At 66.8% G+C, this 18,629-nt stretch carries 27 protein-coding genes; 13 read left to right on the top strand and 14 right to left on the bottom strand.

The features are described 5' to 3' along the window. From OEW28_RS18700 to OEW28_RS18765, 14 genes are all read right to left on the bottom strand, one after another. A complete protein-coding gene (locus OEW28_RS18700) occupies positions 1-207 on the bottom strand; it encodes a phage head-tail joining protein (RefSeq protein ID WP_263736321.1) in 207 nt (68 codons plus the stop codon). Continuing rightward, entirely contained in the window at positions 204-2,231 is a 2,028-nt protein-coding gene (locus OEW28_RS18705) for a phage terminase large subunit family protein (RefSeq protein ID WP_263736322.1), read from the bottom strand. Before OEW28_RS18705 ends, OEW28_RS18700 begins: the two co-directional genes overlap by 4 nt. Further along, positions 2,231-2,863, bottom strand: coding sequence for a hypothetical protein (locus tag OEW28_RS18710; RefSeq protein WP_263736323.1), 633 nt, complete (start codon positions 2,861-2,863; stop codon positions 2,231-2,233). Before OEW28_RS18710 ends, OEW28_RS18705 begins: the two co-directional genes overlap by 1 nt. Before the next feature lie 315 nt (positions 2,864-3,178). Then, positions 3,179-3,889, bottom strand: coding sequence for a hypothetical protein (locus OEW28_RS18715; RefSeq protein WP_263736324.1), 711 nt, complete (start codon positions 3,887-3,889; stop codon positions 3,179-3,181). Between the two features lie 390 nt (positions 3,890-4,279). Next, entirely contained in the window at positions 4,280-4,840 is a 561-nt protein-coding gene (locus OEW28_RS18720; protein WP_263736325.1) for a hypothetical protein, read from the bottom strand. Then, a complete protein-coding gene (locus tag OEW28_RS18725) occupies positions 4,837-6,627 on the bottom strand; it encodes a DNA primase family protein (protein ID WP_263736326.1) in 1,791 nt (596 codons plus the stop codon). Before OEW28_RS18725 ends, OEW28_RS18720 begins: the two co-directional genes overlap by 4 nt. After that, positions 6,624-7,778, bottom strand: coding sequence for a DUF7146 domain-containing protein (locus OEW28_RS18730; protein ID WP_263736327.1), 1,155 nt, complete (start codon positions 7,776-7,778; stop codon positions 6,624-6,626). The genes OEW28_RS18725 and OEW28_RS18730 overlap by 4 nt, the downstream gene beginning before the upstream one ends. A 33-nt stretch (positions 7,779-7,811) precedes the next feature. Continuing rightward, on the bottom strand, positions 7,812-8,114 hold the full coding sequence (locus tag OEW28_RS18735) for a hypothetical protein (RefSeq protein WP_263736328.1): 303 nt from the start codon (positions 8,112-8,114) through the stop codon (positions 7,812-7,814). Between the two features lie 77 nt (positions 8,115-8,191). Continuing rightward, positions 8,192-8,455 (bottom strand): hypothetical protein, encoded by a 264-nt coding sequence (locus OEW28_RS18740; protein WP_263736329.1) that lies wholly within the window; start codon positions 8,453-8,455, stop codon positions 8,192-8,194. Then, positions 8,452-9,387, bottom strand: coding sequence for a ParB N-terminal domain-containing protein (locus OEW28_RS18745; RefSeq protein ID WP_263736330.1), 936 nt, complete (start codon positions 9,385-9,387; stop codon positions 8,452-8,454). Before OEW28_RS18745 ends, OEW28_RS18740 begins: the two co-directional genes overlap by 4 nt. Continuing rightward, positions 9,384-9,683: a hypothetical protein gene (locus OEW28_RS18750; protein WP_263736331.1), complete on the bottom strand. Its 300-nt coding sequence runs from the start codon at positions 9,681-9,683 to the stop codon at positions 9,384-9,386. The genes OEW28_RS18745 and OEW28_RS18750 overlap by 4 nt, the downstream gene beginning before the upstream one ends. Further along, positions 9,680-10,171: an HD domain-containing protein gene (locus OEW28_RS18755; protein ID WP_263736332.1), complete on the bottom strand. Its 492-nt coding sequence runs from the start codon at positions 10,169-10,171 to the stop codon at positions 9,680-9,682. The genes OEW28_RS18750 and OEW28_RS18755 overlap by 4 nt, the downstream gene beginning before the upstream one ends. A 358-nt stretch (positions 10,172-10,529) precedes the next feature. Beyond that, a complete protein-coding gene (locus OEW28_RS18760; protein WP_263736333.1) occupies positions 10,530-10,874 on the bottom strand; it encodes a hypothetical protein in 345 nt (114 codons plus the stop codon). Between the two features lie 56 nt (positions 10,875-10,930). Then, complete coding sequence (locus OEW28_RS18765) at positions 10,931-11,152, bottom strand: hypothetical protein (protein ID WP_263736334.1); 222 nt, start codon at positions 11,150-11,152, stop codon at positions 10,931-10,933. A gap of 88 nt (positions 11,153-11,240) precedes the next feature. On the opposite strand from OEW28_RS18765, the gene OEW28_RS18770 reads away from it, so the two are divergent. The 13 genes from OEW28_RS18770 to OEW28_RS18825 all read left to right on the top strand — a co-directional run bounded on the left by OEW28_RS18770 (position 11,241) and on the right by OEW28_RS18825 (position 18,547). Next, the gene (locus tag OEW28_RS18770; RefSeq protein ID WP_263736335.1) at positions 11,241-11,876 is read left to right on the top strand and encodes a S24 family peptidase; all 636 of its coding nucleotides are present in this window, start codon (positions 11,241-11,243) and stop codon (positions 11,874-11,876) included. 17 nt (positions 11,877-11,893) lie between these two features. Beyond that, positions 11,894-12,487 carry a BRCT domain-containing protein gene (locus OEW28_RS18775; RefSeq protein ID WP_263736336.1) on the top strand — a complete coding sequence of 198 codons (594 nt, stop codon included), beginning with the start codon at positions 11,894-11,896 and terminating at the stop codon, positions 12,485-12,487. Between the two features lie 18 nt (positions 12,488-12,505). Further along, positions 12,506-12,865 (top strand): hypothetical protein, encoded by a 360-nt coding sequence (locus OEW28_RS18780; protein ID WP_263736337.1) that lies wholly within the window; start codon positions 12,506-12,508, stop codon positions 12,863-12,865. Positions 12,866-13,613: 748 nt separating this feature from the next. Further along, complete coding sequence (locus OEW28_RS18785) at positions 13,614-13,748, top strand: hypothetical protein (protein WP_263736338.1); 135 nt, start codon at positions 13,614-13,616, stop codon at positions 13,746-13,748. After that, positions 13,748-13,960, top strand: a complete 213-nt coding sequence (locus OEW28_RS18790) for a hypothetical protein (protein ID WP_263736339.1) — start codon at positions 13,748-13,750, stop codon at positions 13,958-13,960. Before OEW28_RS18785 ends, OEW28_RS18790 begins: the two co-directional genes overlap by 1 nt. Next, positions 13,957-14,271, top strand: coding sequence for a hypothetical protein (locus tag OEW28_RS18795; RefSeq protein WP_263736340.1), 315 nt, complete (start codon positions 13,957-13,959; stop codon positions 14,269-14,271). The genes OEW28_RS18790 and OEW28_RS18795 overlap by 4 nt, the downstream gene beginning before the upstream one ends. A gap of 210 nt (positions 14,272-14,481) precedes the next feature. Further along, complete coding sequence (locus tag OEW28_RS18800; RefSeq protein ID WP_263736341.1) at positions 14,482-14,712, top strand: hypothetical protein; 231 nt, start codon at positions 14,482-14,484, stop codon at positions 14,710-14,712. Positions 14,713-14,771: 59 nt separating this feature from the next. After that, complete coding sequence (locus OEW28_RS18805; protein ID WP_263736342.1) at positions 14,772-15,071, top strand: hypothetical protein; 300 nt, start codon at positions 14,772-14,774, stop codon at positions 15,069-15,071. Further along, complete coding sequence (locus tag OEW28_RS18810) at positions 15,071-15,340, top strand: hypothetical protein (RefSeq protein ID WP_263736343.1); 270 nt, start codon at positions 15,071-15,073, stop codon at positions 15,338-15,340. Before OEW28_RS18805 ends, OEW28_RS18810 begins: the two co-directional genes overlap by 1 nt. Then, positions 15,330-15,548: a hypothetical protein gene (locus OEW28_RS18815; RefSeq protein WP_263736344.1), complete on the top strand. Its 219-nt coding sequence runs from the start codon at positions 15,330-15,332 to the stop codon at positions 15,546-15,548. The genes OEW28_RS18810 and OEW28_RS18815 overlap by 11 nt, the downstream gene beginning before the upstream one ends. After that, positions 15,548-17,311 (top strand): DNA cytosine methyltransferase, encoded by a 1,764-nt coding sequence (locus tag OEW28_RS18820; RefSeq protein ID WP_263736345.1) that lies wholly within the window; start codon positions 15,548-15,550, stop codon positions 17,309-17,311. The genes OEW28_RS18815 and OEW28_RS18820 overlap by 1 nt, the downstream gene beginning before the upstream one ends. Next, complete coding sequence (locus OEW28_RS18925; RefSeq protein WP_412174816.1) at positions 17,304-17,591, top strand: helix-turn-helix domain-containing protein; 288 nt, start codon at positions 17,304-17,306, stop codon at positions 17,589-17,591. Before OEW28_RS18820 ends, OEW28_RS18925 begins: the two co-directional genes overlap by 8 nt. Continuing rightward, a complete protein-coding gene (locus OEW28_RS18825; protein ID WP_263736346.1) occupies positions 17,480-18,547 on the top strand; it encodes a tyrosine-type recombinase/integrase in 1,068 nt (355 codons plus the stop codon). Before OEW28_RS18925 ends, OEW28_RS18825 begins: the two co-directional genes overlap by 112 nt. The last annotated feature ends 82 nt before the right edge of the window (positions 18,548-18,629 follow it).

Genomic DNA, 18,629 nt, shown 5'->3' on the forward strand with positions numbered 1-18,629 from the left:
TCAATCCCTCCGGAACGCGGCAAGGCTGACGGATTTCGAGGCCGAACCTGACGCGGCGCGGGCGATCTCGCCCTCGATCACGCGGATCCGCGCCAGAAGCGCCGCGCCGTCATCGTAGCGCGTGACCTTCCCGTCATAGCGGACCTCGGTCACGCCAGAGGCATAGGCAGAGCGCAGCGCGTCAAGTTCCGTCTGGCTGAAGCTCATGAAAACCACCTTCCTCGTTTGCCCCGATCCGACCCGAACCAGCTTTCACGCCCGGTTTTCGGCTCATCGCGCGTCTTTTCCCGACCCTGCTGTGCCTCTGCCGGCGCGATGGCGACGGTGGCGTCAAACAGGTCGGGCTGGCTGTCCTTCGGCACGGCCGACCGCTCGTCCGCCAGCGCCGTCCACTGCAGGTCCGTCATCGCGGCCCATCCCTTCCGCCTGGCGGCCGCCTCGGCGTAGAGCATGGTGTCCAATCCCTCGTTCCGCCGCGTCGGCTCGACTTTTTCCCACTGGCTGGTGGTGACACCGGCCCGGCTCCGCTTCAGAACGCGGACTTCCGACGTCACCATCCGGTAGTATTCATCGCCCATGGCGCGGGCGAAGCCCACGAACCCGCGCGATACGGGATCGTCCTTCGCCAGCCAGGCGTAGAAGTCGGCCTTCATCTGGCTGACGTTCAGGATGAAACCGCGCTTCTGCACCTTGCGCGCCTTCCCATCCGGGCGGCGATCGAACTGCATCGGGGCCATGACCGGCCCGGTCTGGCTCGATCCGCCCTTGACGATGATCACCCGGTTCCACGGGTGTCGCTTCGCGAAGGCCCAGACGCTCTCCGTGTAGGCACCGGCGTCGATCGCCATCATGTCCATCTGGACGCGCAGCCCGTTCACCGTCCGCCAGCCGGACTTCAGCAGCGCGTCGAGCGCGTCGTGGCACTCCTGTTCGCCGATGTGATGCGGGATCACGATGTAATCGATCACCCGGCGCCGGTAGTCTCTCTCGAACACCACGACCTGGACTTCCGTCCGGTCGAGCTGGCAGTCGACGCCCGCCGTCAGGATGAAACCGGTCGCCGGAAGCACGCCGCGCGGCAGCGTGTCGGCCTCCGCCGCGTTCTCGGCCCGGTCGCGCAGCTTCTCCCAGTCCGGCCCCTTGCTTGCCTGCTCGTAGGGCAGGCCAAGGAAGTCGTTCCAGAACACCTGTTCCGTCTCGGCCTCGACCGTCTTCGCGATCTCCGCCTCCGTCTCGGACGTCAGCGACAGCGTCGTCCAGCCCATGATCCGGGCATAGCGCACGGCGATCGAGGCCCAGTCCCGCTGCGGCGCATAGGCGCGCCACAGGTGGAAGCCCGGATGATCGCCCTTCGGGTTCGAGGCGACCCACTTGCCAAGCCCGACGATCTTTTCCTTCTCGCTGTGGCGGATCACGCCGCCGCAGGCATCGCAGGTGAAGCAGGCCGCGTGCAGACGCTCCGGTTCGATGTTCTTCTTCAGGTTCTCCCAGGTCAGCGGCGCCATGTTCCCGCAATGCGGACACGGCACATGGAAGTACCGCTGATCCGACCGCGCGAAGGCCCGCGTGATGCGGCAGGTTCCCGCCACCAGCGGCGTCGAGATCCGCACGATCTTGCCATCCTCGAACGACTCGGCCCGGCTTGCCGCCAGCTCCTCGGGATCGCCCTTGTCGGTCATGTCCCACTTCGCCAGGTCGTCCATCATGACCAGACGCCGGGTCGTTCCGGTCAGGTCCGACGGCGATCCGGCCGATGCGACCTTGAGCGATCCGTCGCGGTTCACCGTCTCCTGGTTGAACAGCGAATCGACGTTGTCGCCGGACCCGGTCCCGAAGATGGCCCGCACCGCGGCGGTCTGCCTGCGGAACGGCCCCCACTTCGTCAGGACGAAGTCCTTCGCGATCGCGTAGCTCATCTGCACGACCAGCGAATCCAGCGGCCCGTTCGCATGCCAGGCCCCCAGCGTCGGCAGCACCAGCGACACCGTCTTGCCGATCTGCGCCGATCCCCGGACCGTCACCTCCCGCGCCGGATGCTCGGGCGACAGGACGTCGTGGATCTCGCGCAGGAACGGGAAGCGATCGATCCGGAACGGCCCCGGCAGGGGCGAGCGCTCGTCGAAGACGATGTTTTCCTCGCACCACCGCGTGATGTCGGGCGGCGGCGGCGGCAGCATCGCGCGGGCCGCGCCCCTGGCGACGACCGCGCGGGCAGGCGACAGGAACCCCATCAGATGTCTGCCTTCCGCTCGGCGTCCGTCAGATCGGCCGCATCCGCCGCGGCCTGCAGCGCCTCGGTCCGCGTGCGGCGATGGTCACGCCAGCGATCGATCAGGATCTTGCGCGCCGACTTGAAGTCGACGCCCAGCCGATCGGCAATCTCGCGCGCCCCGTCGCGCAACACGTTTTCGACCTCGGCGATCTCCTGCGCCAGGATCTGGCGTGTTTGCCGCTCGACCTCGCTGGCCAGGACGTAGTGCCCCTCGGCCGCCTCGTTGTCGCGCCGGACCTTCCGAAGGTTCTCTTCGGCGATCTGGATCTTCGCCAGCTCCATCCGGTCGGGATCGCCCTCGCCAAGCGGCCCATCCTTCCGGGCGGGTTTGCCTGGCTCCGCCGGCTTCTTCTCCGCTTCCCCCGCGGTGACTTCCCGTATCGCCCGGCGGGTCTTCAGACCATTGCCAAGCATCTGCCCCTTGTCGAGCTTGCGCCCCAGGCTTTCCGCGACCTTTTCCAGGTCGAAGCGCCGCGCGCGGCCAGCGCCCGTATAGCACCCCTCGAGAACGCCCTGGCTGACCCATTGGCTGACCCGGCCTTTCGTTACCGACAGCTCCGCTGCAAGTTCAGTGGTCGTCAGGTGCGGCATGGGATCGTTTAGGCAACAGCCTCTCGTTTAGCCCAAACTGGTTTAGGCTTTGGATTTCGTTTAGCGATGCAAAGCTTACGCGCCTCGCGGCCCCGTATACGCTGGTGCGGCGGAAGGACCCGCGAGGGGTGGCCGCGACGGGTGATCGAAAGGGGGTGGACGCCGCCTCGCCGCTGCAGCGCCCGGTGACAACGCGCCTGTCGGCGAGCGCGCGAGGGATCGGGAAAGCAAAACGCCCGGAGGGATGATCCCGCCGGGCGCAATTCGGTCGAGTGCACTATGTCAAGGGGGGCTAGGTCTCGTCAAGCCCAAAATCTAGCGACGCCGCCACGGCTCCATCGGCGGCATGGCGTCGGTCACATCGATGTCGCTCAGGCGCACCAGCCCGAGGCCATGGCGGATGTGATGCAGCGCCCCCCACCAGTCGAGATAGCCGCGACGGGCGGCAGCGATCTGTGACGCGCTTGGCGTGTATGTCACCGGGCAGCAGCGCACCTCGCGCTTCACCATCCGGCCGCGGTGGCGATAGCTGATCACCTCGGCGACCGCGGTCGACGCCCTGACCCCGAACTGGTTCTCGGACCACTCCTTCGGCACCACCCGCGTCCGCGCACCGGGCAGCCAGTCCGGCGTGGTGCCGGCCCTGGCATACTCGGCGATGCGCAACGCCATCGGCAGCCCGCCATAGGTCTGCGGCAGGTTCTCGACGATGGCCGCAACGATCTCGGCATCCTCGTGCGGGCTGGACCGCCCGACCGAGGTGTCGACCCGGCACCCGAGGATCTGGCGCTGCAGCAGCACATATTCCATCCCGAAGCCCACGGCGCCCTGACCGCCCAGCCGTGACGTCGGATCGGTGTCGATCCGCACGCACTCCCGCCCGAACGCCCATTCCAGGATCTGCTGCACCCCAAGCGCGCGCTTCACCTTCTGGCCCCGCACCACGGGCGCGATCCGCGCCTCCACGGCCCCACGGTCAAATGTTTTTGCCGCGCCTTCAATCAACATATTGTGCCTGTCAGCCATGGTTGCGCCCCATATTGTTGTTCCGCTGGTTCTGTTCGGGAGGATAGGGAGGATAGGGAGGACGTGACGGGAGGATGGACTTCCACCAGATCGTCAGAAACTGTTCAGTGTTATCAATGCCTTGATTGTCTTTTTGGGAGGCTAGGGAGTGTAGGGAGGGAGAACCGGCTACACGTGAAGAAGGATCAAGGGACAATACCCCCACACCCCGTTGCTTCACACGTAGGCGCGCGTATGCCTCCCTACGCTCCCTAGCCTCCCTGACTGACGTGTAACGCATTGACATGACCTGACTTTCCCCCGCGCCCCTTGATGCGCCCACCCTCCCTGACCGCAGGGAGGCAGCCTCCCTACCCTCCCGAATGTCAGGTGAAACGGGGTGCGGGGCTGTCATGTGCGCCCCCTGATCAGATGCCAGCGCGCCTGTACCGCAGCGATCGGACGGCCGATCTCGGCGGCCAGGTCCGAAACGGCGCGATGCCGTCCGCCCGTCGCGCGCACCGCGGCATCCAGCGACGGCGGCCAGTTCGGATTGCGGGGCTGCTCGCAGGCCGATCCCTTCGCCGCGATGGGGGGCGCAGCCACGGAACGGGCGACCGGCACGTCGCCGGGGACGTCCTTCGGCCCCGGCGCCACGGCGTCAGCCCGTGGCCGGCCCCCTGCGCCGCGCGCGGGCAGCTTCCAGCGACTGGCCAGCTGCGAAATGTAGGGCGGCGACACGCCGAACCTGGCGGCGATCTCGCTGCGCGACACCCCGGCGTGCCACATCATGCACATTTCCTTGCGCGGCACCGATATGATCTGGCGCTTTGGCGGCAGGCCCTTCTGCCTGGCGATGTCGCGGGCGCGGTCGCCGGATATTCCCAGCTCTGCGCCGACGGCGGCGGCGGTCAGCTTCTGGGCCCACAACGCCCGCATGCGATCCATGTCCACGTCGTCAGGCCCGCTCATTCGTCATCCCCCATCGCGCGCGCGCCATGCAGGACGTTGCCCTTCGCGTCGCGTGGCGCGTCACGGAAGCGCGGCCCGAAGATGTCGTTGAACCGGATGCCCCTGTAGGACATGGTCGAGGCCTTGTGCGGCTCGAATGACCGCTGCGTCACCGGGCTTTTCCAGCGCCGCGCCTTGTCGGCCAGACGCTTCGACACGGTTGTCGGGCGCCACGACCCCTTGCCCTGATCCTCGAGCCAGAAGTTGAAGGCCTGCACCAGGTCGCGCGCGGGCAGCATGTCCGCATGCTCTCCGGTCACGACGCAGCAGCGTTCCAGGAACGCGCCAAGAAGGTCGCTGTCCTCGCGGTATTCCTGCGTCGCGGCCAGCACGGCCGCGGGCACCTGCAGCCCCCCCTCGAGGTAGTCGAGCAAGCCTTCGACCATCCAGCGGAAGATGCCGGCGCGCTCGCGCCACAGCATTTCGTCCATCTCCGCCTTCGGCCTGCGGCGCTCGGCCGGGATCTGCACGGGGAAGTCGACCAGCATCACGCGGCGCCATATGCCGTCGTCGCCGCCGTGGATCTCCGGCCTGTGGTTGCCGCTGATCGTCAGCTTGAAATGCGGCGTGAACTCGATGAAATCGGCATGCAGCGCGCGGGCCAAAAACTTTTCGCCCCCGGTCAGCTCCTTGATCAGCGCTTCCTGGAAACGCGTGCCTTCCTCCGGCTCCGACGCCTTGACGCCGCGCGCGCCGACCAGAAGCATCAGATCCGGCGTCGCATCGCCGCCGCCGCGGCGGTTCGCGCCGGTAAGGCTTTCGATCTTTGCCCCGGCGCCATAGGTCCCCAGAATCCGCATGATCAGGTCGACCAGCACCGACTTGCCGTTCGCGCCCATGCCGTAGAAGAAGGCAAACTGCTGGATCTGGATCGCAGTCATGGACAGGCCGAACCAGCGCTGCAGGAACCGGCGCTGCTCGGCGATCGGCTGGATCTCTTCCATGAAGGCGTCGAAGTCCGGGCAGGTCGCCGCGGGATCGTATTCGACCGGCATGATCTTGGTGATCAGGTGGTCGCGCGCGTGCGGGATGACCTCGACCTCCGCCATCTTGCTGGCGCCTTCTTCGCGCATGTCCGAAACGTGGAATCGAAGCACCCCTGACAGGCAGTTCACGTCCATCGGACGCGCATCCAGGTCTTCCAGCGCGCGCGCCAGCATGACCTCGGCCTCGCCCGTGAAATTGTTGATGGCGTTCGAGTTGCCGGCGTTCTTCGCATGCGTCAGACGGCGCGCGACGGCCGTCTTGCGATCCTTCAGGATCTCGCTCCGCCGCTCGATCACCGCGCGGGCGTCGCGCAGGGCCTTGTGGTCTTCTTCGCTGCGCTCGCCCCGCGCGATCGCCTCGACGCGCTCGATCGTGTCTTCCGCCGCTTCCGCGCGTGCCAGGATCGCCCGCTCGCGATCCGTCGGCTGCATGTGATGGATTTCCTTCGCGATGCGCTCGGACAGGCCGTGCGCCTTGGCGCGCACCGCGATCTTGTCATCGTCGCGCTGCCAGTGCGTGCCGGTCCAGACATGCCATCCGACGCGCGGAACGAACAACAGATCCTCGCCGAAGTGCCGCACGAAGCGCTGCCCGTTGCCCAGGTCGTTCAACGGCATGCCCACGCAATCGGCCTCGGGCCCGGGCGGCGCGCCCTCCGGTTGATCTGGCGGTGGCGGCATGTCCATTCCGCCCGACAGGTCCGCGTCGATTTCCTCCGCGCCATCCATCAGGCGGCGCACGTCATCGGGTCCGGCTGTCATTCCATCCCCCTTTCCTCGAAATCCTTCGGCACGCCGCGCAACAGAACGTCGTTCAGGTCCATGCCCTCTGGCACCGGCACGATCCGCGCGCGCAGACCGGGCCGCGTCGCCTTGGCGCGCCGCAAGCCCGCCAGCAGCTTGGCCCGCGTCAGGCGCGGCTCGCTGTCGCCGTCCTGGATGAAGACCAGATCGCGCACCCAATCGGGCGGCACGAAGGCCTCCGCATCGGTTAGGTCGGGAATGCCTGCATACTTCTGGCCGCGCCCCAGCATCCGCGCCCCGGCCATGTTCCCCAGGTCGACGCCCGCCCAGAACGCCGCGTCCGGCATCGCGCCCGACACCATGGCCGAAAACGTCGTTTCGATCCCTTCGGCCATCACCAGCGCCGGGATGCGGGCGCCGGGCTTCAGGCGGATGGCGCCGCCCTTCTTGGTGCCTTCCATCTTCTTCGATGGCAGCACTTCGCCCGTGTCCGGGTGCGCGATGACCAGCTTTCCCTTGGGTTGCGACAGGTCGATCCATGTGCGGTGCACACCGATGAACTTGCCGTCCGGCCCCTGCACCGCAGCCAGCATCGCAGGCCCGCGATGCAGCTCGGCATAGTCGCGCGGACCGCGTTCGACCATGTAGGGCAGCGCCGGATGAAAGCGCAGGCAAACCGGCAGTCGCGGCAGCAGGGTGCGGGTGATGCCCCGCCTGTCAAGGTAGTGGCGAACGGGCGTGTCCTCGGCTGCCACGCCCTGCTGCCATATCTCCCGGGCGCGCGCGATGGCGCGGCGGCGATACTTCTCGGCCTCGGCCGCGCGGCGCGCCGCGTTCTGCGCCTCGGTCCGCTCCCGCTCCGCCCTCTGTTCCGGCGTCAGTTCCGGCCGAGGCCCGCAAAGCCAGTCCAGCGCCGCCAGGAAGTCCAGCCCAAGAACGTGCTGCACCAGGGCGATCTGGTCGCCCTTCGCCCCGCAGATGCGGCAGTTGAACAGGTTCTTGCGGGTCGACAGCGAAAAGCGGTCCCTTCCGCCGCAGCCCGGGCGCGGGCAGGGGCCGACCCATTCCGAGGCCGACCGCCGCAGGTTGCCGATCTGCAGCATGTCTGCCACATCCTTGATCGGCTTCGCATGCGCATCGCGAACGCGACTGTCCCCTGCCTGCGCCATTGACGCTCCCTGCCCCATGTTCCAGCGCGTCCGTCAGGCTTTGCCTTGTCCGGCGCGCATCGCTTCCAGCGCGCGGCCCAGCCGCACGCGGTGAAATTCCCTGAGCCGCTCGCCAAGATCGCGGCGCGACTCCGCCGCCTCTCGCGATCCCGGCACGGCCGCCACGAAGGCCGCAAAGGCCTCGATCACGGGGCACAGCGCCTGCGGCGGCGTCATCATCCCCGCACGCGCCTCCTGGGCGCAGTCGATCAGCATCCGGCGCTCGTCTTCATCCTGCCAGACCATCAGCACCAGGCATGTCGCTGCCGACACGAAGGCGTGATCCGCTGGCGTCATGGCATCCCTCCCGAGAAATGCGCGGGCAAGTCCGCCCACGGACTGAAACGTGCCGACCTGATCTGGATGCGAGCCCATCAGCCCTGCCCTCCGATCTTGCCTTTCAGGGTGTCCAGGTAGTCGGCCAGCGCGCGCAGCTCGCGCGCCTGTTGCGGCTCGACATGGCCCGAAAACAGGCACGGGCGGTTCTCAGGCCCGTAAAGCGTTCGCAGGCCGAAGGTGACGCCGTTCTCGGGATGGTCGATGACCTCGAACAGGACATGCGCCACCGGGAACGCGCGGCGGATCACGGTGCGCGTTTCCGGATGGCGCCCGCGCGCCTTCGTGCTGTGCGCGCTCATGTGATCGCCCTCATCCGCTTGCGCGCCGCGGCGGCCTCTGCGGCCATGCGCGCGGCAAGGGCGCTTTCGTCCGTGCTGGCGATGGCGGGCAGGGTCTGGTCCGCGAACCTGCGCTTCAGCATCGCGGCCAGCACGCTGGCGGTCAGCTCGCGCGCCGACCGCCCCCTGTTCTCCGGCCGCTGCGAAACGATCCCCATGCGGTCGCGAATGTCGACCAGGTCTTCGTCCCGGCAGAACGCGACCAGACCCTCGGCGGTCGCCGCCGGCACCGCCTCGATCGCGGCGAACCACGGGTCAAGGACCCGATCGGCAAAGGCCTCGATCCCATGGAAATCACTGGCCGCCAGCGCGGCCAGGCCGCGCGTGACGACCGGCGCCTTGCCGGCCGCGACCATCCGCCTGACCAGCGACACGCAGTAGACCTGCCCCGGCTTCTTCGCGGCGCGCGAGGCATAGTAGGTCATCAGCTCACAGCCCGCCGCCGCCACCGCATCGCGGCACTCCCCGGCCCACCGTTCGCCCGCGGCCAGCGCCGCCTTGTAGACATGAAAGGCCGAGATCTGCGTCACGTTGCCGTTGATCGCGGCAAAGCTCGCCGCCTGCGCCTCGGGCGTCAGCACCACGACCATGGCCGGCACGCTGTCGAACCCGCACAGATGCGCGGCGTGGGCGCGGTGCTGACCGTCGATCAGGGCATAGCGTCCGCCCTCGATCGGCGCGGCGACCACGGGCGCGAACTTGCCCCAGCTGAAGGCCCTGGCGATCCGGTCGATCGCGTTCCAGTTGGCCTTGTTCAACGGCCGCTGAAACCGGTCGTCAACGACCAGGTCCGCGATCTTCACCCACATCAGCTGCGGCACGGCGCCGGCGCGGACGTCAGACGGATCGACCGGCGCCAGCGGGCCGGCAGTGATTTCACGCAGCACGCTCATGACAGCATCCCCATGATCACGATGAACTCGACACCGGCGACGCAGGCGGCGACCATCAGCAGCGTCCGCGTCCGGTCCTGCAGCACAGCCAGGCGCTGACCGAAGACGCGCGCGGCCTCTGCCTCGGCCTGCGCGGCGACAACCATGTCCGCTGCCTCGCCCGCCATCTTCTCGATCGCGACGTACTCGGCGACCAGGTCGCGCGCGAAGGCGGTGGTCAGGCTGACCGACTTCGGATTGCCGATCAGGTTGACCCGCAGCCGCTCGGACGGGCGCATGACGGTGTAGCCGCTCATCCCCGCGCCTCCGCCTCTGTCAGGATCGCCTCGATGTCGACCTGCACGAACAGCTTGCGCGCAATGGCAAGGATCCCCTCGCGCGCTTCCGGCCAACCGTCGCGAACCGCAAGACCGGGGCGATGCGCCAACATCCACAGATGCGCGGCAAGCCGATCGGCCAGCTCCAGCCATGTCGTCTCGCCGATCGTCAGCGGCCATGCGGCGCACAGACGTTCCCGCTGGGCGCGCTCGAACGCAGCGTGCGCGCGCGCGATTTCCGGGTTGTCCTGCTTGAACGGATAGGGAAGATCACCCGCCATGACCTCGCCCACGTCATGCAGCAGCGCCTCGCGCAACAGGTTCGCGGACGGCGCGGGATGCAGCGCGGCGATCAGCGCGGCGACGGTCCACTGGTGGTGCCCGTTCGTCTCGCCCGTCCAGGCCAGATCCGGGTTCGCGTGCCAGCGCCTGACAAGACCAGCGCGGATCAGATCGTTCACCTTCATGCCGCACCCCTTGCGAAAGGTTGGGGCCGCGACGGAACCTGGAGGGAAAACCAGCCGCGGCCCCGCGCCTGGCTGCTGCAACTGCCAGGAACCGGGAAAAGAAACGCGGGGCCGAACGACCGACCCCGCGCCAGTTGCGCCCGAGGGGGAACCGCCCGGACGGATTGCGAACGCCCCGATCCCGCGGAAAAAGCGGGCGACGGGATGAACCGCCGCCCGAAGTCCAACAGGGAGGAAACCGGGGAACACCCCCGGACGGGTCCGGCGACATGGACGGCGCCGGATGCGTGACGGCCCATGCCCCGGATTTGGGAACGGGACCGAAGGTCAAAAACTTTTGGCGCGGCGAACGGGTGCATCATGCCTGCCCCGTCCATTCCTGGTCGAACCACGCGCGCGCGGCCGGGTCCAGCAGCGTCCGCGCCACCGTCTCGCCGCTGGCGGTGTTCTCGCCGTTCCACCAGTTCAGCGCGGTCTGGAACCGCACGCCGTAGCTGGTGGCTACGGCCTCGGCGTTGCGGAAGTTCGACTGCAGGTAGCGCGCGAAGGCCACGCGGAACCAGTCGCGGAACGCGCCGGCATCGACCCTGTCGATGCTGATGGCGCCCTGCGCCAGCTGCCGGGCCCGCCGATGGGCGTCTCCGGCGGCCAGCCGCGACGCCCTTGGCTCAGAACTTTGGACACCCTTTGACGACCGGGACATTTGCGCACCCGTCGCGACAGAATTTGCGCATGATCGTGACGAGTGAAACGCGGTTTTCATGCCGCACCCCCCGAAGACGCACGAACACCATGCCTGGCGCGCATCGCGGCCATGTGGGCCCGAATGCGATCGGCGATCAGCATCGTCGGGCTGGCCTCGCCGGCCTTCCACTTCTGCCACCGACCCCATTCCGCGTTGATCGCATCCCGCAGCAGTTTCTGCGGCGTGATGCCGAATTCGGCGGAGAAGGCCTCTATGTCGGAGATGAGTTTTTCCATGTCCCATGGTATAGGGTATAATTACCCCATGCATCAAGAGTATTTTTACGCGATTTCCGCCCCTCGCGACCGGGGTATATTTCCCCCCATGGAAGATACTTTCAAAAATGCCCTCGACCGAGCCCTCGAGATGACCGCGCGGTCATTGCGCAGCGTCTCGATCGAGGCGGGCGTTTCCTACGAAAAGTTGAAGAATCTGAAGCAGGGCAAGGCGCAGACGACAGGCGTCGACGATGCCATGAAGGTCGCAGCCGCGTTCGGCGTCACGCTTGAGGACTTTTATGCCGGCCGCCTCGGCGACCAGGCCAGCACGATCCCGGTCGTGGGCCAGGTCGGCGCCGGCGCCGAGGTCGACCTGTTCGACGCCTATGCGAAAGGCGACGGCCACTATCGCGTCCAATGCCCGCCGCAGCTGAAACCAAGCGGCACCGTCGCGGTCGAGGTCGTGGGCGACAGCATGGCACCCGTCTATCTTCCCGGATCAGTGCTGTTCTACAGCCGCACGACCATCGGCGTCCCGACCGAGGCGATCGGCCGCATCTGCGTCTGCGAAGACGACGACGGCCGCGCATGGGTCAAGCAGCTGCGCACCGGGCGTGATGAGGGCACCTTCACGCTGATCTCGATGAACCCGGGCCACGATCACCGCCACGGCGTCCGCCTGGCCTGGGCCGCCCCGGTGCGCTTCAGCCTGCCACCGGAATTCGTGCGGAAGATCGACTGATACAGGGGTTTGGGGCAATGTCCGACGACGCGTCTGCCGGTCCGATACTCCGCTTGATGAATTCCGCGCATGGCCACTGGCCTCGGCCCATTCCGTTGCCGGATGTCACCTGCACCATAGACTACGACAGCTCGGCCTCCGGCTACAGCCACCGCACCGTGACCCTGCACCGCGCGCGACAGGGCGTGGCATCGGTCATGCTCGAGGCGACCTGCCACACCCGGGGCCCCAACAGGGTGTTTCGTCTCGATCGAATTCGCACCCTTGTCGATTCATCTGGCGTCGACCGCGATCCGGTCGCCTTCGTCGCATCCCTTTGCGGGACAGACATCCGCCTGACCTGTGGCCCCGACGACGCCGGGCCACAAATAGGGCCGCTCACGGGCAAAACTTTTGCATTCACCGGCGAACTTTCGCGCTTATCTCGCGCCGATGTTCGGCAGATCGTAGAGGCCAGAGGTGGCAGAGTGGTGGGCGGCGGCGTGGCCGGGCTGTCCCACCTGGTTGTCGGCACCGGCGACGGCGTGTCGACCCGGAAGATCAACGCCGCGCGCGCGCAAGGTGCGACGATCATTGATGAGGATGCGTTTCTGGCACTCCTGCCGCGTTGACCGCTCGGCTGACTCCTTGTGCTTCTTCTACCTATTGTTGCGCGGGCGGGCTTCCCTGATCTAGCCTTCCTTACTTTTTGCAAGACGATTCAGGAGGAAGGCTTGATGGGCGAATCTGAAGGGTTTGGCGTCGGGATCATCATCGTGATGCTCATCGGCTGGGTCACTGTAGCGATCGGTGCCTTTGCGGCCATCGATGCGTTCAGGTTGATCGGCATCGGCGCAGCAGCGGCGGCGCTCGCAATCTCTGCCACTGGTGGCGCACTGGTCATTCTGGCCTATGTGGCGGCCGCGCTTCGGGATTGCGCCGAAAACACCAGATGGATCGCCCGCACCTTGGATGAAACGGCAACTGCCGCGAAGAGCAAGCGCACGTAGCGCGCGACACTCGGCCAGCCGCGCACCCGACCACAAGCAAAATTGAATGGGGCGACCGAAGTCGCCCCATCCGATGTCAGGAACCGCGCCTGGCCGCCGCTTCGCTTCCCGCGTAACGCTTGCCGGTCAGTATCTCGCTCACCCGACCTTGGTTCACTCCGAAATGCGCCGCAATGTCGTGCTGGTATGTGCCAGCCCAACGCATGATCCACACAGCACACGCATCTTCGAAGGTCAGTCTCCTCGTCCGTCTACACATGATGGTTTTGCCTTTTGGGGCCGCTGACCTGTTGACGGCGAGTCCGCTCTATGCCACAACGCAAGAGTGAATTCACAATCTCCGCCAGCCAACGGCGGGTTTCTTAGACCGCAGGGTGTTTGCCGCACCCTGCGGTTTTATTTTTTACTGGGTTTCCGGGTGATCGTAAAGATTCGGACACAAAATTTTGTGGGTCTGCTTGACCAGTTCCCTTTTTGTGGGGTCAGCGGCTAGCCCGCCTCGGCACATGTCCCTTGGCACGCCGTCGTCAGTAGGCACCTAGCCGCGACATTGGGGAGCGAACTTTATCTATGGTTTTCCGCTAAGCGATTTCACGACCTTTCCGCTTAGCCGCAAAAGCCGACTTGGCTACGAGGCCACCGCGCCGCGGCGGCGTAAATGCAGATATGGGGGTATATTTACCCGATTTGTATTGACAGGGTATAATTACCCCATAATATGACCTCCATCAACCGATGGAGGCGTAAGATGCTTTCGCAGACCCTTGACCCCCTGAACCCACGCCACCGCGCGGGCGTTCTGGCCGCCGCCGGGATCGGCGCGGCGCTGGCCGTCCTGGTCGCGGACCTTGTCATCCCGGCGCTCGTCGCGGGGGGGCTGTGATGACCCGGCACCTGCGCGACATGCGGCCCGCCGATCACGACCGGCTGGACCAGCTCGAAACCGACCGCGGCGGTGCCATCGTCGCAGCCCTGGTGCTGGCCGGTCTGGCGGTCTGGATCTGCCTTTGCGCGGCCATCGCCCTGGCGGCGATGGCGGACGACCGGGCCGACGCCGCCGCATTCAGCGCCAGGATGGCGGAGGCAGGGCGATGATCGCCGCATCCGTCACCATCATGCCCTCGGCCATTCCGCCGCTGGATCCGCGCCGCGCGCTGGAACTGCAGGCGTGGTGCGTCTTCATCGATCGCTGGCTTGACACCGGGCCGGACATGATGCCCTTCACCGCGGCACGGCGCCTGCTGTCGAAACTGGCCGACACGGGCATCGCCACGGTCAAGCCCGGCAGCGACTTCCGCTCGATCGTCATGCTGGGCATCCTCGCCCGCGCGCGCGGCTCCGACTACGAACTGCTGATGAACTGGCGCGCCGCCGCGATGGCGCGGCTGGAAGGCGCGCTGTCATGACCGCGCCGATCCCATTCCAGACCCCTTTCCCGCCCCCCTCAATGCCCCGCAGGTCAGCCGCTTCGGGCGGACGGCGCAGCCTGCGTCACAAACGATGAAAGGTCCTGATTTGCCAACCGCGCGCGAATGTCGGGCAAGTCCGCGCGCCAGCTTCCCCAAGACTTCCCCAAGACTTCCCCAAAACCTCAATCGGCCAAGGAGGCCATGATCATGAAAACCACCACCATCGCGCGCATCGTCTGCGCCGCCGCCTTCGGCGCCATCCTCGGCGGCGCCGCCACCATCGCCAGCGCCGCCGGCGACTACGTCGACGCCCAGGGCTGCACCCACATCGACATGGGCGGTTACTACAACCTCGGGCTCGAACCCGGCTGCGGCCGCGTGAACCGCGAGGGCGGCGTCAATTCGCCCACCCTCGATGACGAGGAAGACGACGAGTAATCCCGGTTTCCGGTGACCGGCCCCGCGGGGCCGGAATCCCGAACCCAGGAGACCCGCCCATGCCCGATACCGCTCCGGCGCTTGAAACAGCCTGCTCCAACCTGGCCGCCGCGCTGCGCGCCTGCCTGCCGGTGATGCGACGCGAACTGCAGGTGCTGATCGAGGGCGAGGCCCGGATGGCGCGCCATGCCGATGGCTGGGCGCCGGTGGTCGAGCCGCTTTCCCTGGACGCAGCCGAACTGGCCGCGCCCGCGATCGAGGCGATCCGCGGCGCCGAACGCCTGGTCGGCCGTGTCCCGGACGAGGCCCCGGCCTGGCTTGACGAGATCCTGGACGGAAACCGGGAATGGAGGGCGTGATGGCTGACGAAAAGCACAAGATGGCGATGGATGCGATTGGCTTCGCCGCACAGATACTGAGGCCGCAGGCGGATCAATTCGCCGCTCTGATCAGGGCGGAGCAGTCGATGCACAGCTATTTGCACATCACCGATCCGACGCTCTACAAGCGCGCCATTTACAGCGATAGCCTGCGGCAACAAGTCGATCTGGCAAAGGCCGCGCTCGCTTTCATCCTTGCCGTGCAGAAGGTCAAGGATGAGATCGCGGAGGCCAGCAATGCGCTCTGACCTGCACGACATCGAGGTGATCTACCAGCACCGCACCGAGCGCGCCGTCTGCGTGCGCGAGACCGAGGATGGCCCGGACATCTGGATCCCGCTCAGCCTGTGCGAGATCGAGCCGAAGGGCGGCGACCTCTTCGGCGGGCTGTCACGCGGCCGCCCGGCCATCCTCACCGCGCCCGAACGGGTGTTGGTGGAAAGGGGGCTGGTGTGATGGACGGCACCGGATTTCTGCCCCATACGCCGCAGCGCCGCCTTGGTGACCTGCCGCCTATCATCGTGGACAGCTTCGCCGGAGGCGGCGGGGCCTCGACCGGGATCGAGTTGGCGCTTGGCCGCAGCCCGGACGTGGCAATCAACCACGACGCCGCCGCGCTGGCGATGCACCAGGCGAACCATCCGGACACGCTGCATCTGAACTCCAACATCTGGCAGGTGGACCCGTCCGAGGTCTGCCGGGGCCGCAGGGTCGGCCTGGCCTGGTTCAGCCCGGACTGCAAGCACCACTCGAAGGCAAAGGGCGGCAAGCCGGTAAAGAAGAACATCCGGGATCTCGCCTGGGTCGTGGTCCTGTGGGCCCGCCGCGTCCGGCCAGAGGTGATCCTTCTGGAAAACGTCGAGGAGTTCCGCGACTGGGGCCCGCTCACCGCCGACAACCGGCCGTGCCCGGAACGACGCGGCCAGACGTTCAAGGCGTGGTGCGCCGAGCTGAAGCGCCTCGGCTACAAGGTCGAGCATCGCGAGCTGCGCGCCTGCGACTACGGCGCACCGACGATCCGCAAGCGTCTGTTCCTCGTGGCGCGGCGCGACGGCCGCCCCATCACCTGGCCGGAACCGACGCATGGGAAGCCAGGCTCGCCAGAGGTTCTGGCGGGCACCCGCTTGCCCTGGCGCACGGCGGCCGAGATCATCGACTGGTCTCTGCCCTGCCCGTCGATCTTCGACACGAGCGAGGAGATCATGGCGAAGCACGGCCTTCGTGCTGTACGTCCCCTGAAGGACGCGACGATGCGCCGGATCGCCCGCGGCGTGATGCGCTATGTCGTGGATGCAGCGCAGCCGTTCATCGTCAGCCTGGCCCATGGTGACAGCGGCGGACGGCGCGAGTATCCGATCGGCGATCCCATCGGGACACAGACGGTTGGCGGCATCCAGCACGGGCTGGTCATGCCGACCCTCGCCCCCTTCGTGACCTATGGCCAGCAGGGCGGGGCGAACCGCAGCGCGACCGATCCGCTGCACACGATCACCGCCAGCCCAAAGGACCAGAACGCGATCGTGGCCCCGATGCTGGTTCAAACGGGCTACGGCGAGGCGCCCGGGCAGGCCCCGCGCAGCCTCGATATCGAGGCCCCACTCGGCACCGTCGTCGCAGGCGGCGGCAAGCACGCTCTGGTGGCCGCTTTCCTCGCGCAGCACAACGCGGGCGCACGGATGGAGAACAACGCCGGGCGCCCGGCGGACGCGCCCCTGTCCACGCTGACGACTGCCGGAGCGCAGCAGCAGGTGGTGTCCGCGTTTCTCTCCCGCACCGACATAACCAGTGCAATCGAACGGAATGGCATCTACCCGGCAGGCGATCCGCTGCGCACCCTGATGACCGCTGGATCCTTCACTGTCGTCGCAGCCTTCCTGCAGAAATACTACGGCGCCGGGACAGGCCAGGACGCGACGGCGCCGCTGCACACGGTCGCCACCCGCGACACCTTCGGCCTGGTCACCGTGCAGATCGACGGCCAGACCTACGCGATCGCCGACATCGGCATGCGGATGCTGACCCCGCGCGAGCAGTTCCGGGCACAGGGCTTCCCCGACAGCTACCGGATCGAGGCCGGGGCAGACGGCCGAGCGCTGACCAAGACCGAACAGACGCGCATGTGCGGCAATTCGGTGTGCCCGCCACTGGCGGAAGCGCTGGTTCGGGCAAACTGCGCACACCTGGCAGCTTCAAGGATGAGGGAGAAGACTGATGCCTGAGCGCGTCCCCCTTCTCACCCCTGACGAAGCCGCAGCCGAGCTGAAGATCAGCACCAAGACGCTTCGGCGGTTGCGCGATCGCGGGCTGAGGTATGTCATGTTGACGTCCGGCACGATTCGATACCGCGCCGACGATCTGGCCGAATTCGTGTCCGGGAAGGTCCAGGAATGCCGTTCAGAACCAAGACCAGCCGCTTCTGGCAGTACGACTTCCAGATCAAGGGTCGTCGATTTTTCGGAAGCTGCGGCACGGAAGACTTCGAGGAAGCCAAGGCAGTAGAGGCCGCCGAGCGGGTCAAGGCCAGGACGGACCCCGGCGCGCGCGGCATCTTCACCCTGTCCGAAGCGCTTGGCACATACCTGCGCGATGTCTCCAGCCACCAGTCGAGCTACGCCACGACGAAGGCGCAGGGCAAGATGATCCTTTCGGTCATGGACCCGAAACGCAGGCTTTCCGACCTGACCAATGCCGACCTGATGCTGTTCGTCACCCGCCGCCGGGCCGAGGTGTCGAACGCGACCGTCAACCGCCAGATCGATCTGATCGGCCGCGCCTGCCGGCACATGGCCCGGATCTATGACGCGAAGCTCGCACCCGGGCTCGACTTCAACGCCCTGCGCCTGAAGGAGCCGAAGGAGCTGCCGCGCGAACTCAGCTGGGACGAACAGGACCGCCTCTTCGCGCACCTGCGCGCCGACTTGCACCCGATGGTGAAGTTCGCGCTGATGACGGGCGCCCGCGCCGAAACCATCTGCGCGCTGCGATGGGATGCCGTCGATTTCCGCCACGCGCGGATCCGCTTCGACCTGAAGGGCGACCAGGTCATGATGTTCCCGATGAACGGCGAGCTGCGCGCGCTGCTGTCATCGCTGCCCCGCGCGGCCGGGGCCGATGCGCCCTTCGTCTTCACCTACCTGAACCACCGCAAGAAGCAGCCCGTGCGCCAGCGCATCGTTGCCGGTGGTGGTGGCCTCTTCGCCGACTTCCGCAAAGCCTGCGCGACGGCGGAGATCCCCGGTTTTCGCTTCCACGACTTGCGCCATACCTTCGGGACGCGCATGCTACGCAAGTCCAGGAACCTCAAGCTCGTGTCGAAACTGATGGGCCATTCCTCGATCGAAACAACCCTGCGCTACGCCCACGTCTTGGACGACGATCTGCGCGCCGGCGTCGAGGATTTCAGCGCCCTTCACGCACCCGAGTCCCGGAGAAAGTCCCGGACCTCTGGTAAGTAACGAGTGAAATCAAGTAGTTAAGATGGCGGGTTTGGAGCTTCCCAAGCTTACGACGAGGGTTCGATTCCCTTCACCCGCTCCA

The sequence above is a fragment of the Albidovulum marisflavi genome, assembly GCF_025751435.1.
GTDB lineage: Bacteria > Pseudomonadota > Alphaproteobacteria > Rhodobacterales > Rhodobacteraceae > Albidovulum > Albidovulum marisflavi.

Bases quoted from the DNA above. Each gene is read 5' to 3' on its own strand.
- OEW28_RS18700 (WP_263736321.1), bottom strand. From the start codon at position 207: ATGAGCTTCAGCCAGACGGAACTTGACGCGCTGCGCTCTGCCTATGCC.
- OEW28_RS18705 (WP_263736322.1), bottom strand. From the start codon at position 2,231: ATGGGGTTCCTGTCGCCTGCCCGCGCGGTCGTCGCCAGGGGCGCGGCC.
- OEW28_RS18710 (WP_263736323.1), bottom strand. From the start codon at position 2,863: ATGCCGCACCTGACGACCACTGAACTTGCAGCGGAGCTGTCGGTAACG.
- OEW28_RS18715 (WP_263736324.1), bottom strand. From the start codon at position 3,889: ATGGCTGACAGGCACAATATGTTGATTGAAGGCGCGGCAAAAACATTT.
- OEW28_RS18720 (WP_263736325.1), bottom strand. From the start codon at position 4,840: ATGAGCGGGCCTGACGACGTGGACATGGATCGCATGCGGGCGTTGTGG.
- OEW28_RS18725 (WP_263736326.1), bottom strand. From the start codon at position 6,627: ATGACAGCCGGACCCGATGACGTGCGCCGCCTGATGGATGGCGCGGAG.
- OEW28_RS18730 (WP_263736327.1), bottom strand. From the start codon at position 7,778: ATGGCGCAGGCAGGGGACAGTCGCGTTCGCGATGCGCATGCGAAGCCG.
- OEW28_RS18735 (WP_263736328.1), bottom strand. From the start codon at position 8,114: ATGACGCCAGCGGATCACGCCTTCGTGTCGGCAGCGACATGCCTGGTG.
- OEW28_RS18740 (WP_263736329.1), bottom strand. From the start codon at position 8,455: ATGAGCGCGCACAGCACGAAGGCGCGCGGGCGCCATCCGGAAACGCGC.
- OEW28_RS18745 (WP_263736330.1), bottom strand. From the start codon at position 9,387: ATGAGCGTGCTGCGTGAAATCACTGCCGGCCCGCTGGCGCCGGTCGAT.
- OEW28_RS18750 (WP_263736331.1), bottom strand. From the start codon at position 9,683: ATGAGCGGCTACACCGTCATGCGCCCGTCCGAGCGGCTGCGGGTCAAC.
- OEW28_RS18755 (WP_263736332.1), bottom strand. From the start codon at position 10,171: ATGAAGGTGAACGATCTGATCCGCGCTGGTCTTGTCAGGCGCTGGCAC.
- OEW28_RS18760 (WP_263736333.1), bottom strand. From the start codon at position 10,874: ATGTCCCGGTCGTCAAAGGGTGTCCAAAGTTCTGAGCCAAGGGCGTCG.
- OEW28_RS18765 (WP_263736334.1), bottom strand. From the start codon at position 11,152: ATGGAAAAACTCATCTCCGACATAGAGGCCTTCTCCGCCGAATTCGGC.
- OEW28_RS18770 (WP_263736335.1), top strand. From the start codon at position 11,241: ATGGAAGATACTTTCAAAAATGCCCTCGACCGAGCCCTCGAGATGACC.
- OEW28_RS18775 (WP_263736336.1), top strand. From the start codon at position 11,894: ATGTCCGACGACGCGTCTGCCGGTCCGATACTCCGCTTGATGAATTCC.
- OEW28_RS18785 (WP_263736338.1), top strand. From the start codon at position 13,614: ATGCTTTCGCAGACCCTTGACCCCCTGAACCCACGCCACCGCGCGGGC.
- OEW28_RS18790 (WP_263736339.1), top strand. From the start codon at position 13,748: ATGACCCGGCACCTGCGCGACATGCGGCCCGCCGATCACGACCGGCTG.
- OEW28_RS18795 (WP_263736340.1), top strand. From the start codon at position 13,957: ATGATCGCCGCATCCGTCACCATCATGCCCTCGGCCATTCCGCCGCTG.
- OEW28_RS18800 (WP_263736341.1), top strand. From the start codon at position 14,482: ATGAAAACCACCACCATCGCGCGCATCGTCTGCGCCGCCGCCTTCGGC.
- OEW28_RS18805 (WP_263736342.1), top strand. From the start codon at position 14,772: ATGCCCGATACCGCTCCGGCGCTTGAAACAGCCTGCTCCAACCTGGCC.
- OEW28_RS18810 (WP_263736343.1), top strand. From the start codon at position 15,071: ATGGCTGACGAAAAGCACAAGATGGCGATGGATGCGATTGGCTTCGCC.
- OEW28_RS18815 (WP_263736344.1), top strand. From the start codon at position 15,330: ATGCGCTCTGACCTGCACGACATCGAGGTGATCTACCAGCACCGCACC.
- OEW28_RS18820 (WP_263736345.1), top strand. From the start codon at position 15,548: ATGGACGGCACCGGATTTCTGCCCCATACGCCGCAGCGCCGCCTTGGT.
- OEW28_RS18925 (WP_412174816.1), top strand. From the start codon at position 17,304: ATGCCTGAGCGCGTCCCCCTTCTCACCCCTGACGAAGCCGCAGCCGAG.
- OEW28_RS18825 (WP_263736346.1), top strand. From the start codon at position 17,480: ATGCCGTTCAGAACCAAGACCAGCCGCTTCTGGCAGTACGACTTCCAG.